The sequence below is a fragment of the Tannerella forsythia genome (assembly GCF_001006485.1).
GTDB lineage: Bacteria > Bacteroidota > Bacteroidia > Bacteroidales > Tannerellaceae > Tannerella > Tannerella forsythia.
This window is the reverse complement of the sequence record NZ_JUET01000119.1, coordinates 149449-166263: the sequence shown is the minus strand read 5'-3', so window position 1 is coordinate 166263 and position 16815 is coordinate 149449. Positions and strand designations below refer to the sequence as shown.

Annotated in this window: 14 protein-coding genes; 12 read left to right on the top strand and 2 right to left on the bottom strand. The window is 49.1% G+C overall.

The genetic code is table 11. The annotated features are described in order from the left end of the window. Positions 1-30: 30 nt before the first annotated feature. Complete coding sequence (locus Tanf_RS11305; protein ID WP_014223869.1) at positions 31-2064, top strand: transketolase family protein; 2034 nt, start codon at positions 31-33, stop codon at positions 2062-2064. 10 nt (positions 2065-2074) lie between these two features. Further along, positions 2075-2518, top strand: coding sequence for a ribose 5-phosphate isomerase B (gene rpiB / locus Tanf_RS11300; protein WP_014223868.1), 444 nt, complete (start codon positions 2075-2077; stop codon positions 2516-2518). A gap of 115 nt (positions 2519-2633) precedes the next feature. Here rpiB and glsB read toward each other — a convergent pair whose 3' ends face one another. Next, complete coding sequence (glsB, locus tag Tanf_RS11295) at positions 2634-3611, bottom strand: glycine N(alpha)-acyltransferase GlsB (RefSeq protein ID WP_014223867.1); 978 nt, start codon at positions 3609-3611, stop codon at positions 2634-2636. Positions 3612-3615: 4 nt separating this feature from the next. Continuing rightward, complete coding sequence (glsA, locus tag Tanf_RS11290; RefSeq protein ID WP_046825931.1) at positions 3616-4443, bottom strand: lyso-glycine lipid O-acyltransferase GlsA; 828 nt, start codon at positions 4441-4443, stop codon at positions 3616-3618. Between the two features lie 265 nt (positions 4444-4708). On the opposite strand from glsA, the gene rsmH reads away from it, so the two are divergent. Genes rsmH through Tanf_RS11240 form a run of 10 tightly spaced genes read left to right on the top strand, consistent with a single transcriptional unit; the run spans position 4709 to position 16811 of the window. Next, positions 4709-5623 (top strand): 16S rRNA (cytosine(1402)-N(4))-methyltransferase RsmH, encoded by a 915-nt coding sequence (gene rsmH / locus Tanf_RS11285; protein WP_014223865.1) that lies wholly within the window; start codon positions 4709-4711, stop codon positions 5621-5623. Positions 5624-5636: 13 nt separating this feature from the next. Beyond that, positions 5637-5984 carry an FtsL-like putative cell division protein gene (locus tag Tanf_RS11280; RefSeq protein WP_014223864.1) on the top strand — a complete coding sequence of 116 codons (348 nt, stop codon included), beginning with the start codon at positions 5637-5639 and terminating at the stop codon, positions 5982-5984. Positions 5985-5990: 6 nt separating this feature from the next. Beyond that, positions 5991-8201, top strand: a complete 2211-nt coding sequence (locus tag Tanf_RS11275) for a PASTA domain-containing penicillin-binding protein (RefSeq protein WP_014223863.1) — start codon at positions 5991-5993, stop codon at positions 8199-8201. A 12-nt stretch (positions 8202-8213) separates the two neighbouring features. Next, a complete protein-coding gene (locus Tanf_RS11270) occupies positions 8214-9677 on the top strand; it encodes a UDP-N-acetylmuramoyl-L-alanyl-D-glutamate--2,6-diaminopimelate ligase (protein ID WP_046825930.1) in 1464 nt (487 codons plus the stop codon). 7 nt (positions 9678-9684) lie between these two features. Beyond that, entirely contained in the window at positions 9685-10950 is a 1266-nt protein-coding gene (gene mraY / locus Tanf_RS11265) for a phospho-N-acetylmuramoyl-pentapeptide-transferase (protein WP_046825929.1), read from the top strand. Positions 10951-10952: 2 nt separating this feature from the next. Further along, positions 10953-12290 carry a UDP-N-acetylmuramoyl-L-alanine--D-glutamate ligase gene (gene murD, locus Tanf_RS11260; RefSeq protein ID WP_046825928.1) on the top strand — a complete coding sequence of 446 codons (1338 nt, stop codon included), beginning with the start codon at positions 10953-10955 and terminating at the stop codon, positions 12288-12290. 13 nt (positions 12291-12303) lie between these two features. Then, positions 12304-13608: an FtsW/RodA/SpoVE family cell cycle protein gene (locus Tanf_RS11255; protein ID WP_046825927.1), complete on the top strand. Its 1305-nt coding sequence runs from the start codon at positions 12304-12306 to the stop codon at positions 13606-13608. Continuing rightward, positions 13595-14710 carry an undecaprenyldiphospho-muramoylpentapeptide beta-N-acetylglucosaminyltransferase gene (gene murG, locus Tanf_RS11250; protein WP_046825926.1) on the top strand — a complete coding sequence of 372 codons (1116 nt, stop codon included), beginning with the start codon at positions 13595-13597 and terminating at the stop codon, positions 14708-14710. The genes Tanf_RS11255 and murG overlap by 14 nt, the downstream gene beginning before the upstream one ends. Beyond that, the gene (gene murC, locus Tanf_RS11245) at positions 14707-16086 is read left to right on the top strand and encodes a UDP-N-acetylmuramate--L-alanine ligase (RefSeq protein ID WP_046825925.1); all 1380 of its coding nucleotides are present in this window, start codon (positions 14707-14709) and stop codon (positions 16084-16086) included. The genes murG and murC overlap by 4 nt, the downstream gene beginning before the upstream one ends. Then, a complete protein-coding gene (locus Tanf_RS11240; RefSeq protein ID WP_046825924.1) occupies positions 16083-16811 on the top strand; it encodes a cell division protein FtsQ/DivIB in 729 nt (242 codons plus the stop codon). The genes murC and Tanf_RS11240 overlap by 4 nt, the downstream gene beginning before the upstream one ends. Positions 16812-16815 lie beyond the last annotated feature (4 nt).

Sequence of the window (16815 nt, the reverse complement as noted above, 5' to 3'; positions counted from 1 at the left end):
AGTTCTTCATAACGAATCGACCAAAGAATCATGAACGAAATTAAAAACATGAATCGTGCGGCAGACAACATCCGTATTCTTGCCGCTTCGATGGTAGAAAAAGCAAAGTCCGGACATCCCGGCGGCGCAATGGGCGGAGCCGATTTTATAAACGTACTCTTCGCCGAGTTTCTCAATTATCATCCGGATCAGCCGGACTATCCCTATCGTGACCGATTTTTTCTCGATCCCGGGCATATGTCTCCCATGTTGTATGGAGTTCTGGCACTGGCGGGACTGATGCCTGCCGCAGAACTGGAGAATTTTCGCCAGTGGGGGAGTCAGACTCCCGGTCATCCCGAAGTAGATGTGCTTCACGGGATTGAGAACACCTCCGGACCGCTCGGTCAAGGCCATGCGATGGCGCTCGGCGCGGCGATTGCCGAACGTTTTATGACAGCACGCTTCGGTGAGTGGATGGCGCATAAGACCTACGTTTATATTTCCGATGGAGGGATTCAGGAAGAAGTGTCGCAGGGGGTAGGGCGAGTAGCCGGACATCTCGGACTGCATCATTTCATCATGTATTATGACGCAAACAATATCCAGCTTTCGACCAAAGTCGAGGAGGTGACTTCGGAGGATATTGCCGCCAAGTATCGCGCATGGAATTGGAATGTTCTCTCTATCGACGGTAGTTCGGTCGAAGAAATCCGCAAAGCATTGCAAGCGGCGAATGCCGAAAAAGAACGTCCGACGCTGATTATCGGTCATACGGTAATGGGTAAAGGGGCTGTCGATGCTAAGGGAGCAAGCTATGAAGATAAAGTATCGACTCACGGTCAGCCGCTCTCGGCTGCCGGCGCCGACATCGATGCGACGATCAGAAATCTTGGAGGGAATCCTGCGAAGCCGTTTGCGATCTTTCCCGAAGTGCAAAAAATCTATGCCCATCGCAAGGAAGAACTCCGCACATGGTTTTTGGCACGTCAGAAGAAGGAAGAAAAATTTCGCAAAGGCCATCCGGAATTATCGGCTAAATTAGACCTTTTCCTTAGCGGAAAGCTTCCGAAGATCAACTATTCATCGATCAAGATGAAAGAACATATTGCGACGCGTGCCGCATCTTCTACGATGCTCGGGCTCTATGCACAGCAGATTGGAAATATGGTCGTTGCATCGGCCGATCTGAGTAATTCGGACAAGACCGACGGGTTTCTGAAGCATACGCATGCTTTCCGGAAAGGGGATTTCTCCGGACAGTTTTTACAAATGGGAGTCAGTGAGTTGACCATGGCCTGCATCATGAACGGTATGGCGCTGCATGGCGGAATCATCCCCGTTTGTGGCACTTTCTTTGTCTTTTCCGACTATATGAAGCCCGCCGTCCGGTTGGCTGCACTGATGCAACTGCATGTTATTTATGTCTGGACGCATGACTCGTTTCGTGTTGGCGAAGACGGACCTACTCATCAGCCGGTTGAGCACGAAGCGCAACTACGCCTGCTGGAGCATCTGCACAATCACAAGGGGAAACGCGCTATGGTTGTTTTGCGTCCGGCCGACGCCGAAGAAACGATTTATGCATGGAAAATTGCCCTCGAAGAGAATCGCCCGACGGCGCTCATTCTCTCTCGTCAGGGTATCGTCAACCTGCCTGCCGCAAGCGGTGATCGCCGTAAAGAAGCGCGCCGGATCGTGAAAGGCGGATATATTGTCAGCGACTGTGAAGGCCAGCCTGACGTGGTGATGCTGGCCAGCGGATCGGAAGTAGCTACCCTCGTGGAAGGGGCGGCTAAACTGGCGAAAGCAGGTATTAAGACGCGTGTCGTGTCGGTACCGTCCGAAGGACTGTTCCGCGATCAGAAAGCCGATTACAGGGAGCATGTGTTACCTAAAGGTGTTCGGCGGTTCGGCCTCACTTCGGGATTGCCTGTTACATTACAAGGGCTGGTTGGTGATAACGGGGTTGTTCACGGGCTGTCCGAATTCGGTTACTCGGCGCCTTACAAGGTGCTCGACAGGAAACTGGGCTATACGGGTGAGAATGTATGCCGGCTGGTGAAAAAGATGCTGAACAGGTAACGTCGTAAGGATGGAGATAAAGACGATCGGATTTGCAAGCGACCATGCGGGATTTGCCCTTAAAAACACACTGTTGAATTACATGGTAGCTAAAGGATATGTATGTCATGACTTCGGAACTTATTCGGAAGAGAGTTGTGACTATCCCGATTATGCGCATTTGCTGGCCAGAGCGGTCGAGGGGGCGCAGGTAGACCGCGGGATAGCCCTTTGCGGTACGGGGAACGGGATTGCCATGGCACTGAACAAGCATCAGGGGATTCGCGCTGCCATTAGCTGGAACGAAGAGATGGCACGGCTGGTCCGGGCACACAACGATGCTAACATTCTGGTGCTGCCGGCACGCTTCATCACCTCCGACGAAGCTAAAACCATGGTCGATATCTTTTTCTCGACCTCATTCGACGGCGGACGACATCAACGACGTATCGATAAAATTCCGGAACCGTTTTAAGACAAACATAAGAGAACGGGGAGCTCTTGCCCCCAAACAACTGATGACATAAACGTCACAGAGGTGCTTATTGTCTTGGAAACAATAGTGGCAGGGGGGGGGGACCGTACCGTCCTTAATCCATATCCGAAGTCGAATCATCTTGCCGGGCCTTGCGGTGGGTCATTTCCTTCAGATACGTTTCAATATGGCGTTTTTTCTTTTCTTCCAGAATCTCGTCGGTGGCAATTAGGATTCCCGTTTCCTCAACATTGCCGAATTCACGGTTGATGGCTGTGCCGAACGTACGCATCTTGGGCGAAAGGCTCATATATGCACTTATCAGGGGAGGAACATTGATGCCGTATTTCCTCACCTCTTGATTTAACACTCTGAGGTTGTCTTTAAAGTGATCGTGGCAGAAGAGCTGTTTCATCTTTTCTTCGTCCATTCCCGTCTGCAGCGGGGCAATCGGCTCAACCAGCTTGTCGGGGTCCGGGAAATGCAGGCGGAGGAAGTATAGAATCATATCCCGTGCTTCCACGTTGTAAGTCGTATACATCGTGACTTTTCCGTAGAAGTATTTCATGGCCGGATCGATGACTGTCAGCGCTCCTAATCCGTCCCACAAGTTATCAAGTACAAAAATGCCTTTGCTTCGTCCGAGCGTTGCCTGATAATCGAGCGAAACGAACGAGCGTCCTAACTCGACCGTATATGGCAGGTAATCGTTCAGAAAGTGTTTCGAAAAATGAAACAGATGTGCCGTAGCCAGTATGGGCCTTCCCTGCGTATCGTATTGTACATCCGACCCGATGAGAAAACGATAGCCTCCCAGTATTTGCTCGTCTTCCGGACTCCAGACAATCAGTTGACGGTAACCGCGCTCCATGGTGTCAAACTCGTCGATGTCGATAGCTCTTCCGGTACCTCCGCCGTAATGACGAAAAGCGATCTCTCGTTGACGCCCGATTTCGCGCATGACGTTCGGAGAGTCATGCGCCGTCACAATGTAGATTTCGTTGTCCGATTTATTCGTTCGCCGCAATCGTTTTTCCGGTGTCAGTTCTTTTTTCAGTAAGGCCGTTTCGACCGGCCGGATAATTTTTTGCATACGTTTATTTTTCGCTCAACTGATATACTTTCTGTTTGACCCATTCAGCCCATTTTGCGGGTTTCCTCCCCCCGTCGAAAGTTTTCCAGGAAATAGGTTTTCCTATATAAACATGAAATGTTTTATGTTTGTTTCGAAACATCTCGTCGGGTAAATAAAGCATCTCGATATTTAATTTGATGCCCAGCTGCTTGCGGATATGTGCCAGCCGATAGAAGAAGTCGGAGTTACGTCCTTCGAAGAAGACGGGCACCACATCTCGATGGTATTTGACGGCATTTCGCACAAACGATTTTTTCCATTCCGTGTCTTCGATATGCCCGTTTTGTTTGCGTGAACAGAGGCCGGCAGGGAAAGTGAGCACCTGACAATCGGAAGCAAAGACCTCATCAAGCCGTACGGCCGCTTCTTTCGTTTGGGCTCCGTGCTTGTTGATCGGGATAAAAATGGAGCGCAGATTCGGGATAAACAGGAGCAGGTCGTTGACGAGACAACGGACTTGTTCTCCATATCGTTGGCCTATCAGTGCCGTCAGACAAATCCCGTCCAGCCCGCCTAACGGATGGTTCGACACGAACAGGTAGCGTCCCTCCGGGGACGGCAGATGTTCTTCGCCGGTGAGGCGTAGGGTCAGATCGAATTCGCGGATCAGTGCTTCCATGAATGCGACACCGTCGAGGGCGGCGTGGCATTGGAGGATACGGTTCAGTTCGTCCTGATGAATCGTGCGAATCAGATAATTCACGATACATGCAGGAATCTTTTTCGATATTCGGGGCGCTTTCTCACGTAAGACTTTGCGCACATCGATGATTGGTGTTTGTGCTTCCATCGGTCCACAAAGATAAGCAGAAGCCGTTTATAAATACGTTTTTTCGCGATTTTTTTGTGTCTTTTTTGGGGATGAGAAAGTAAAGTCCGCAGGGAAAGGCGTTAAAATTTGTGCGACGACGTCATACGACGAAACCATTTGCCGGAGAAAAACGGGGGTGTTGAAAACTTTCCTTCTCAAACGGTTAGCAAATTCTTGAGAATGTGTACTTTTACGCCTTGTTAAGCATGCTTGCAAAGCGATTGTTGACGGAAAGATATTGAAAATGAATAAAAAAGAAGGCGTTTATCATATTCCGGCTTTGTTGGATGAAAGTCTGGACGGATTAGCCGTCCGGCTCTCGGGTATTTACGTCGATGTCACCTTGGGTGGCGGCGGGCACAGCCTCGGTATTTTGAACCGTTTGGGGGATGAGGGGAGACTCTACGGGTTTGATCAGGATGCCGATGCGGAAGCAAATATTCCGGACGATCACCGTTTTGTCTTTATTCGCAGTAACTTCCGTTATTTATCCAACTTTCTTCGTTATCACAGCATATTGCAGGTTGATGGGATTTTGGCCGACCTTGGCGTATCGTCACATCACTTCGACAACGAGGCGCGAGGGTTTTCTTTTCGCTTCGACCGGACATTGGATATGCGGATGAACAATCGTGCGGGACAAACGGCTTTTGATATTCTCAATACGTATCCGGAAGAGAAACTAAGCGATCTGCTGCATCACTACGGTGAGTTGAAGGAGGCGCGAAAAATAGCGTCACTCATTGTGCGGTCGCGTGATGTGCAACCGATTTTGTCGAGTGGGACGTTGATCGAGCTGCTGCAACCGTTCGTTCGTAAAGGGAAAGAAAATAAGTTTTTAGCGCAGTTTTTTCAAGCCTTACGTATTGAGGTGAACGATGAAATGAATGCTTTGCGGGAGATGTTGCAGCAGGCGTTAGAGGTTCTGAAACCGGGCGGGCGACTGGTCATCATCACGTATCATTCGCTTGAAGACCGGTTAGTGAAACATTTTATGCGTAGCGGAAATTTTGAGGGAGAGAGCCAACAAGACTTTTTCGGTAACAGACTTAGCCCTTTTCTCTTGATAAATAATAAAGTGATCACTCCCTCGAAGACAGAGATCGACAAAAATCCTCGCGTCCGGAGTGCGAAATTACGGATTGCAGAAAAAAAATAAACACCGCATGCGCATGAATGAAACAAACAAAATACGACAGAAAAAGAAACGGCACTTATCTCCGCTCTATATTCTGGGAGGAGGTATTCTGAAAGAAGATTTTATTGTCCGGCATACGAAATTGATTGTACTAATCGTCGGTTTGATGCTTATGTTTATCAGCAATCGCTATACGTGTTTGTTGAAACTGCGCGAAATCGATAAGTTGCAACAGGAACTGAAAGATGTGAAATATGAGTCACTGGCCGTTTCGGGGCAACTGATCGGGAATAATCGCCTGTCACAGATTGAACTGTTGGTGAGAGAAAAAGGGCTGGACCTGGAAAGTCCTCAGACACCTCCTTATATCATACAGAAATAACACCGTATGGCGAGTTTTGAGAAAGAAGAAATGGAAGAAAAAGAATCGGGCGACGGACATGTTTTGGCACGTTACCTGATGGTGATGTTACTGCTTCTACCGGTCGTCATCGGGATTCTTTTCTTTACTTTCAAAATTGCTTTTGCCGAAAAAGACCAATGGAACAAGGTGGCCGAGAGCCAGAAAAAACCCAATCGGTTGGTGAACCCTAACCGCGGAAATATTTATTCGGCCGACGGAAAACTGTTAGCAACCAGTGTGCCCCGATATTACCTGTACATGGATTTTCAGGCCAGTGGGTTTCAAAAAGGAACCGGAAAATCGAAAGCCTCCATCGATACGTTCATGCATTCGTCGCGCAACGGAATCGATTCCCTTGCTTACCGTCTTTCACGCAAACTTAAAAACCGATCGGCAGCAGGTTATAAAGCCCATTTGCTGCGTGGACTCAAGTCGAAAAGCCGTCAATATCCGGTGTACGAAGGACGTGTTTCATATACTGATCTAAAGGAAATTCGCCAATATCCCTTTTTCCGGCTCGGCCGGAATGTGAGCGGACTTTACGAAAAAGAGATGGTACAACGACAGAAGTTGTTCGGTACGTTAGCTTCGCGTACTATCGGCGACATCTACAACGAGATAGAGACGGGGGGACTCTCAAAAGGTAAAAATGGTCTTGAACTCGAATACGATACGCTGCTGCACGGTCAGGTGGGTTATAACTCCGTGATGCGCGTGGGTGGCCGGTGGACCAATGTGATTGCTCAGGAGCCGGTCGATGGGTTGGATATCCAAACAACCATCGACACGCATATACAAGACTTGACTGAGAAGGCCCTGGTGAATAAGCTGAAAGAATTGGATGCGGCTTCCGGCATCGCTGTGGTCATGGAGGTGCAGACCGGTGAAATCAAGGCGATATCCAATATGGAGCGCGTACGTCCCGGTGTCTATACCGAAACGAAAAACCATGCCGTGGCCGACGAAATCGAACCCGGCTCGACCTTCAAGGTTGCCGCCATGATGGTAGCCGTTGAAGACGAGATATGTACTCCCGGAACGCCGATTGATGTCGGAAGCGGAACCTACACCATCAACGGACGCACCATCAGAGATCATAACGCTCATCGAGGAGGATACGGAACGATCACGGCGGCTCAAAGTATCTGGTACTCTTCCAATGTGGGAATTGCTAAAGTGGTGTTGAAAGGTTACGGAAGCCACCCGAAAAAATTTACGGATGGCCTCAAACGAACGGGAATAGACGCCGATCTCCGTTTGGAAATACCGGGAGCGGGACGTGCCAAGATACGTACACCGGAGAGCCCGAACTGGTCGAAACTGACCTTGCCGTGGATGTCGTTCGGCTACGAAGTGCAAATCCCCCCGATCAACACCCTGACTTTTTTCAACGCCATAGCGAACAACGGTAAGATGGTACGCCCCATGTTTGTGAAGAGTGTCACGCACAACGGTAAAGAAGTCCAATCTTTCTCGACCGAAGTCATCCGTCCGTCTATCTGTTCTCCCCGTACCCTGAAAATAATACAGGAGATGCTTTACAATGTTGTGAATTACAAAGACCCTGACGGGCGTCGTGACGGTACGGGCAAACCGGCCGGATCGGACGTCGTAACCATAGCCGGAAAAACAGGTACGGCACAGATTGCCGCGTCGAGCACGGCGCATAATGTGTCGTTTTGCGGATACTTCCCTTACGAAAACCCGAAGTATTCGTGTATTGTCGTTGTCTCGAGACCGCGTAACGGATCGCCTTCGGGCGGGTTGATGGCCGGCACGATCTTCAAAGAGATTGCGGAAAAAACATACTCGTATCAGATCACATTGAACCTTCGTGCCATGACGAAAGAGGCAGGCTGTGTGGCGGTACCTGCCGTGAAGAACGGCGATGCACGCGCCGCAAAGTATGTGATAGAGGAACTGGATATTCACGCATCGTCGAAGCGAATCGCTTCCGAATATGCCATTTACGGATGTAGTGCCGGAAAAGATACGCTTCGGGTAAGAGAACTGACAGTCCGCAAGGGATTGGTGCCGTATGTCGTGGGTATGGGAGCCAGAGATGCCGTATATGCATTGGAGAAATCAGGGCTTCGTGTCAGTCTTTCGGGCAGAGGACAGGTCGTTTCGCAGTCTGTTGCGCCCGGTCAGCGAGTCGTGAAAGGACAAACGGTCGAAATCGTATTAAAAGATTAAAGAAACAGAACAATGAAATTAAAAACATTAATAAAGCACTTACCTATAAAGCGCATTCAGGGCGATGACGTTTGCGAAATATCGGGTATTCATTCCGACTCGCGCCAAATAAGTAAAGGTATGCTCTTTGTCGCTGTCAGCGGAACGACTGTTGACGGACATGATTATATCGGAAAGGCCATAGAAAAAGGGGCGGGGGCGATTGTATGCGAGAAAATACCGGAACAGCTCGGGACATGCGACGTGCCGTTCGTTGTCGTTCCCGATACGGCGCAAGCCCTCGGCATGCTGTTGGATACATGGTATGACCATCCGTCGTCGAAGCTGACATTGATCGGGGTAACCGGAACAAATGGAAAAACAACCGTCGCAACGTTGCTCTATCATTTATTCGGTCGCTTGGGATACAAGTGCGGACTGATCTCTACGGTATGCAACTATATAGGCCAAGAAGCGATACCGACAACTCATACCACCCCCGATGCCGTGACGCTGCATGCGCTCGTGGCACAGATGGCTAAAGCCGGGTGCACCTATGTGTTCATGGAGGTCAGCTCACATGCCATCGACCAGCAACGTATCAGTGGACTGACATATCGGGGAGGTGTTTTTACAAACCTCTCCCGCGATCATTTGGACTATCATAAAACGGTTGAACATTATCTGAAAGCGAAAAAAAGATTCTTCGACGATCTGCCGGCTGCCGCATTTGCCTTAACGAATGCTGACGAGAAATCCGGGATGGTGATGCTGCAAAATACGGCCGCAACGAAACGAACGTATTCATTGCAGACCGTCGCCGATTTCAAAGGGAAAATACTGGAGACACATTTCGAAGGGACAGAGCTTCTGATTAACGATAGAGAGGTTGCCGTTCATTTTGTCGGGCGTTTCAATGCCTCGAATCTGCTGGCCGTCTACGGTACGGCCGTCACTTTGGGACAAGATCCGGAGGCGGTGCTCGTGGTACTGAGTGATCTGCGCCCCGTCACCGGACGTTTCGAGACCATCCCTTCCCTTCTCGGATATACGGCGATTGTCGACTATGCGCACACACCGGATGCTTTGACCAATGTATTGAACAGTATTCACGATGTACTACGCGGTAACGGACGCGTTATAACGGTCGTTGGCGCCGGAGGAAACCGGGACAAAGGCAAGCGTCCGCTGATGGCCAAAGAAGCCGCAAAACATAGCGACCAACTGATTCTTACCTCCGATAATCCGCGTTTCGAAGATCCGGATGCTATCATAGAAGAGATGCTGGCAGGATTGTCACCTGTCGATTCGGAGCATACGCTTTGCATTACCGATCGTAAGCAGGCTATCAAAACCGCCGTTTGTTTAGCGAAGAAAGGCGATGTGATTCTGGTAGCCGGCAAAGGTCATGAAGACTATCAGGAAATCAACGGGATAAAACATCACTTCGACGATCGCGAGATTTTACGAACTATTTTTGCAACTCAACATCCATAATATCACCATGCTTTACGAACTGTTTAACTATCTCGATCAACTTGATATTCCCGGAGCCGGCGTATTCAAATACGTCTCGTTCCGCTCCGTGATGGCGTTTATTTTGGCCTTGTTTATCTCGACAACTATCGGACGCCGGATCATCGACAAACTACAAAAATTGCAAATCGGAGAGGTCGTTCGCAATCTCGGTCTTGAAGGGCAGATGAGTAAGAAAGGTACTCCGACGATGGGAGGAATTATTATCATCATTGCGATCATTATCCCGATCCTGCTGTTTGCACGGCTTAATAATATCTATCTCATTATTATGCTGATCACGACCATGTGGCTGGGGGCTTTAGGCTTTGCCGACGATTACATCAAAGTCTTCAAAAAAGATAAAGAAGGGTTGCACGGGCGGTTTAAGATCGTTGCGCAGGTCGGTCTGGGGCTGATCGTCGGGCTGACGCTCTATTTCAGTCCGGACGCGGTGATCCGGGAAAATATGGAGATACGCAGTGCTTCGGAAAACACCCTCGAAGAAGTACGGTTTCACCCCGATATGATCAAGTCGACCAAGACGACCATTCCGTTTGTCAAAAACAATAATTTCGATTATGCTGTTTTGGCAGAGTGGGTCGGAGATTACAAAACGGAAGTGACATGGATCATTTTTATCCTGATTACCATCTTTGTCGTAACGGCTGTTTCGAATGGTACGAACCTGACTGACGGTCTTGATGGTCTGGCGGCCGGCAGCTCCGCCATCATCGGGGTGGCGCTTGGTATATTGGCATATACTTCTTCGCATTTCGAGTTTGCCTCGTTCCTGAATATCATGTTTATCCCCGGAGCGGAGGAATTGGTGATCTTTGCTTCGGCATTTATCGGAGCGACAATCGGTTTCCTTTGGTACAATGCTTACCCTGCTCAGGTGTTTATGGGAGATACGGGAAGCTTGACTTTGGGGGGAATCATCGCGGTCTTTGCCATCATTATCCATAAGGAGTTGCTTATCCCGATCCTTTGTGGCGTGTTCTTCGCCGAAACGCTCTCGGTCATGATTCAGGTAGCCTATTTCAAGTATACGAAAAAGCGATACGGCGAAGGAAGACGAGTATTTAAAATGACTCCCTTGCATCATCATTTCCAGAAACCGGGAAAGAGCGGCATACAAGCGCTGATACAAAAGCCGTATAATGTTATTCCCGAGTCTAAAATCGTTGTCCGATTCTGGCTCATCGGAATTATTTTGGCAGCTGTCGCTATCATTACGTTAAAAGTGCGGTAATCATGAAAAAGCGAATGGTTATATTGGGAGCGGGAGAGAGCGGAGCGGGAGCTTCGGTGCTGGCTAAGGCGAAAGGTTACGATGTGTTTGTTTCGGACTACGGAAGCATCTTGCCGAAATATAAACAGATCATGGATGAACGTGGGATTCTTTGGGAAGAGGGCGGACACACTGAGTCGGCCATCCTCAACGCGGATGAGATCATTAAGAGTCCCGGTATTCCGGATAAGGCACCTGTCGTGAAGAAAGCGATGGAGAGAGGTATCCCGATCATTTCCGAAATTGAATTTGCCGGGCGTTATACGGATGCGACGATGATCTGTATCACCGGAAGCAACGGCAAGACAACAACGACCTTACTTACCTACCATATCCTCAAAGAAGCCGGGCTGGACGTAGGGTTAGCAGGGAATGTCGGGAACAGTCTGGCGTTTCAGGTGGCTGAATCGCCGCACGCGTATTATGTAATAGAATTGAGCAGTTTTCAGTTGGACAACATGTATGAGTTCAAGGCCGATATTGCCGTATTGCTGAATATCACGCCCGACCATTTAGATCGCTATCAGCATTGTATGCAAAACTACATCGATGCTAAATTTCGTATTCTCCGTAATCAGACAGAGAAAGATGCGTTTATTTATTGGAACGATGACCCCATCATCCGAAAGGAAATGGAGCGGCATCGTCCGAAAGCAACAACGTATCCGTTCTCCGATACGTTTCATCCGGAGTTGAAAGGCTATATCAAAGAAAAACAAATGATAATCCAAACGTTAAACGGAACATTCACTATGGATCAAGAAGCAATCGCCCTCAGAGGAACGCATAACCTTTATAATACGATGGCTGCCGGCATCGCCGCGAAGATTCTGGACATCCGCGACGAGAAGATCAGAGCGTCTCTGAGCGGTTTCCCCGGTGTGGCGCATCGTCTGGAGATGGTTGCACGTATACGAGGCGTCGATTACATCAACGACTCGAAAGCGACCAACGTCAATTCGTGCTGGTATGCCTTGCAGAGCATCAATACCAGGATGGTGCTTATTTTGGGAGGTACGGATAAAGGCAACGATTATTCCGAGATTGAAGCGCTTGTATTAAAAAAAGTGCGTGCATTGATTTTTCTGGGAGTAGACAATCGGAAACTGCACGCCTTCTTCGATGGAAAGATCGCCCGGATAGAGGATGCCGGCTCGATGGAAGAGGCTGTTAACAAGGCTTACCGCTTAGCCGAGAAAGGTGATACCGTACTGCTTTCGCCATGCTGTGCCAGCTTCGATTTGTTCGATAATTACGAGGATCGCGGCGATCAATTCAAGAAGTGTGTACGTAACTTGTAATTCGTCAAGCAGGATGGCGCAAACGAATCTGACTAAAAAAGTGTTTCATGGTGACACATCGGTATGGATTATTTTCCTGCTGCTCTGTTGCTTTTCGCTCGTCGAAGTATTCAGTGCGACGAGTACACTCGCATATAAAACGTCGAACATCTGGATTCCGATCGTGAGGCATGCCTCTTTTCTCTTGGCAGGCTTTTTGATGATTCTGGGCATGGTACGTATTCATTACAGGTACTATTCTCTTGCGATCCTGCTGATGCCCCTCTCTATCCTGATGCTGGTGGCTACTCCCATCATCGGAGTTAGCGCCAACGACGCTTCGCGATGGCTGGAGATCTTCGGCGTACAGTTCCAGCCGTCCGAATTCGGGAAGCTTGCCTGCATTGTCTATGTGGCTTTTCTGCTTAGCAAGCGCGGAAAATTTTCCGAGAAGGCGATCTTCCAATGGATTGTTGTCGGAGTCGGTATCATTTGCTTTCTGATTCTTCTCTACAATTTTTCAACTGCTTTTCTGTTGGGCATGGTGTGTCTGCTGATGATGTTTATCGGACAGATTTCGCTTGTTAGAATCGGGAAGCTGTTGTTATATTTACTTTTGGGTGGCGTGGTGCTTATCGCGGTTGCAACCATCGCACCGAGAACGGTGGAAAAGTTCTTACCGCGTTTGGAAACGTGGAGCAATCGTCTGATCAAACATGCCGATGAAAGAGGAGAGGCAGAGAAAGAACAGACGGATAAAACGTATGTGATCACCGACGAAAACTATCAGGTTACACATGCCAAGATCGCAATTGCACGGGGCGGTCTCTTCGGTAAGATGCCCGGACGCAGCGTGCAGCGCGATTTTCTGCCGCAGGCTTATTCCGACTTTATCTTCGCCATCATCATCGAGGAACTGGGGGTTGTCGGCGGGATTGTCGTATTGCTGTTGTATATCATGCTGATGATTCGTGTCGGGATCATTGCCCGACGATGTGAAAAACTGTTCCCCAAATATTTGGTGATCGGTTGCGGGTTGCTGATCGTTATTCAGGCATTGACGAACATGGCGGTTGCCGTTAATCTGATTCCTGTTACCGGTCAGCCGCTGCCGTTAATCAGCCGTGGAGGAACGTCGACCATGCTGACATGTATCTACATAGGAATTATTCTTAGTGTAAGTCATTTTGGTGCAGGCATGGGACCGGAAGAAGAGGATGAGGAAGAGGAAGAAGAAACGGATACGGAGGAATATGTAGAAAGCTCGTCGGAAAATCCTATATTCGCTGTCGAAACGATAGAACAAACAGGGGGACAGAGAGAGTATGAACAACTATAAAATCATCGTCAGCGGAGGAGGCACGGGAGGCCATATTTTTCCGGCCATATCGATTGCCAATACGTTGAAGCAACGTTTTCCGGAAGCGGAAATACGTTTTGTCGGGGCAGACAACCGGATGGAAATGGAACGTGTACCGGCTGCCGGATATTCCATTGTCGGGTTACCGATTTGTGGCTTTGACAGGGCGCATTTGTGGAAGAATATAGAAGTGGTACGCAAATTGTTCAAAAGCCTTCGGATGGCTAAGAAGATTATTCGTGAGTTCCGTCCCGACATTGCTATCGGCGTCGGCGGTTACGCCAGCGGACCGCTACTTTGGGCGGCAGCTTCGGCAGGTATACCGACCCTTATCCAGGAGCAGAACTCGTATGCCGGCGTCACGAATAAGCTGTTAAGCAAACGCGCCTCTAAAATATGCGTGGCCTACGAAGGCATGGAGCGTTTCTTCCCTGCGGAAAAGATTGTTTTGACCGGCAACCCGGTACGGAAAGACCTTGAACACGGTCTCGAAAAAAGAGAAGAAGCATTCGGTTTCTTCCGGTTGAATCCTGCCAAACCAACCGTCTTGATGATCGGTGGAAGCCTTGGTGCACGTACGATGAATACCGGCATGCTGTACGGTCTGGACGATCTGATCGCTTCCGGTATTCAGCCCATTTGGCAAACCGGACGATATTACTACGAAGATATTAAGCGACAATTAGTGGGGAAAGATACGCGGGGGCTGCTTTGGTATTCCGACTTTATATCGCGGATGGATTATGCTTATGCCGCTGCCGACCTCGTCGTATCACGGGCCGGTGCCGGTACGATATCCGAGCTGTGTCTGCTCAAGAAACCGGCCATTCTCATCCCTTCTCCCAACGTGGCGGAAGATCATCAGACGAAAAATGCGTTGGCCGTAGTCGATCGGCAGGGAGCCGTTCTGCTTCCCGATAAAGAAGCCGGCACCCGCCTGGCCGATACGATTAAGGAACTGATGGCCGATACGCAACGTCTTCAGTCGTTCGGTGAACATATCGGGCAGCTGGCACAGCACGGAAGCGCAGAACGTATCGTCGACGAAATTGAAAAACTTATTCAAAAGCATTCATCATGAAGATAGACCAGATACAATCGATTTATTTTGTCGGTGCAGGCGGTATCGGCATGAGTTCCCTCATTCGTTATTTCCTCGCGAAAGGTTTTCGGGTGGCAGGGTATGACCGCACCCCTTCAAAACTGACGAAACATCTCTGCGACGAAGGCGCGGAGATTCATTATGCGGATGATGCAGAACAAATTCCCGAGGCATTCAGGATGCCTGAGAAAACCCTCGTCGTCTATACTCCTGCTGTCCCGGACACGCATCGTGAGCTTACCTATTTCCGGTCGCACGGCTTCGAAGTCTTGAAACGTTCGCAGCTACTCGGGCTGATTACCCGCTCGGCGCGTGGAATTTGCATTGCCGGAACCCATGGAAAGACAACCGTATCGTCTATGACGGCGCATTTGTTGAAGCAGTCGCATGTCGACGGCAACGCTTTCTTGGGAGGCATCCTGAAGAATTACGACAGCAACCTGCTGCTTTCGGAACACAGTGACCTGACGGTCATTGAAGCTGATGAGTTCGACCGTTCTTTTCATCATCTGACGCCCTATATGGCCGGAATCACTTCGGCCGACCCCGACCACCTTGACATATACGGTACGCCGGAAGCCTACCGCGAAAGTTTTGAAAAGTTTACTTCGTTGATCCGTCCCGGAGGTACACTCATCTTAAAAAAGGGAGTCGATCTCGTTCCTCGTCTCCAAAACGATGTCACTCTTTATACTTACTCCGCATCGGATGAGACGGCCGATTTTCATGCCGAACATATCCGTGTCGGAAACGGAGAAATCGTGTTCGACTTTGTGGGCCGCGACATTCGCATACCGGATATTTCGTTAGGAGTGCCGGCGCGTGTCAATATTGAAAACAGTCTTTTGGCTATTGCGCTGGCTTGGTTAAACGGAGTTCGTCCCGACGAAATTCGCGCGGCGATGCAATCATTCGCGGGGGTCGAACGGCGTTTCGATATTCGTTTGAAGAAGGAACATATCGTAGTGATCGATGACTACGCGCATCACCCGCAGGAGTTGCAGAACAGTATCGCGTCTGTCAGGGAACTGTATGCCGGGCGCAAAGTGACGGGTGTTTTTCAGCCGCACCTGTATACCCGTACACGCGATTTTGCCGATGAGTTTGCCTCAAGCCTTTCGCTCCTCGATGAGCTGATCCTGCTGGACATCTATCCGGCGCGTGAGGAACCGATTCCGGGGGTTACCTCGCAAATGATTCTCGACAAGGTGACGATCGCCGACAAACGATGCTGTACGAAAGAAGAATTGCCGGGCATCATCGCCAACGGCACGTATGAGGTCCTTCTGATGCTCGGTGCCGGCGATATCGACCGGCTGGTAGAACCTGTCTGTCAAATATTGCAAAGCCGATGAAAAAAATCCTGTCCGTCATCGTAGCCGTGGTGCTCTTTTGCTACCTTGTCTTTTCCGTTATCCTTATGAACGGTAAAGAAGAAGACGGTGTATGCCACCGGGTGACGGTCGTTGTTAAAGACAGTGCGGACAGGCATTTTATCGACAGACACGATGTCCTTTCTATCCTTAAACACACCTCGCTTTACCCGATCAATCAGCGTCTTCGAGATATCAATACCGAAACGATCGAGCGAAAAATAGCCGGCAATGAATTGATAGACCGTGTGAATGTATATAAAACGCCGTCGGGTAACATCCATATTGAAGTTACGCAAAAAACGCCTGTCTTACGCGTTTTCAGCACACAGGGGAGTTATTATGTCGATGAACGCGGACATACCATGCCCGTCAGTCCGCGTTATGCAACTTACCTTCCGATTGCCAACGGAATCATAGAAAAATCGTTTGCAACGACGGATTTATATAAATTTGCACTATTTTTGCAGAAACATGATTTTTGGAACAACCAAATCGAACAGATCTATGTTTATCCCAATAAGGAAGTAGAACTGATCCCGCGGGTAGGAGATCATCGTATCTTCCTGGGCAGTCTTGATGACTTCAGGGAAAAAATGGATCATTTGCAGCTCTTTTATGAGCAGGCAATCCCCAAAGTGGGCTGGGAGAAATACAGGATTATTAATTTGAAATACAGAAACCAGATTGTTTGTACAAAAAAATAAACTT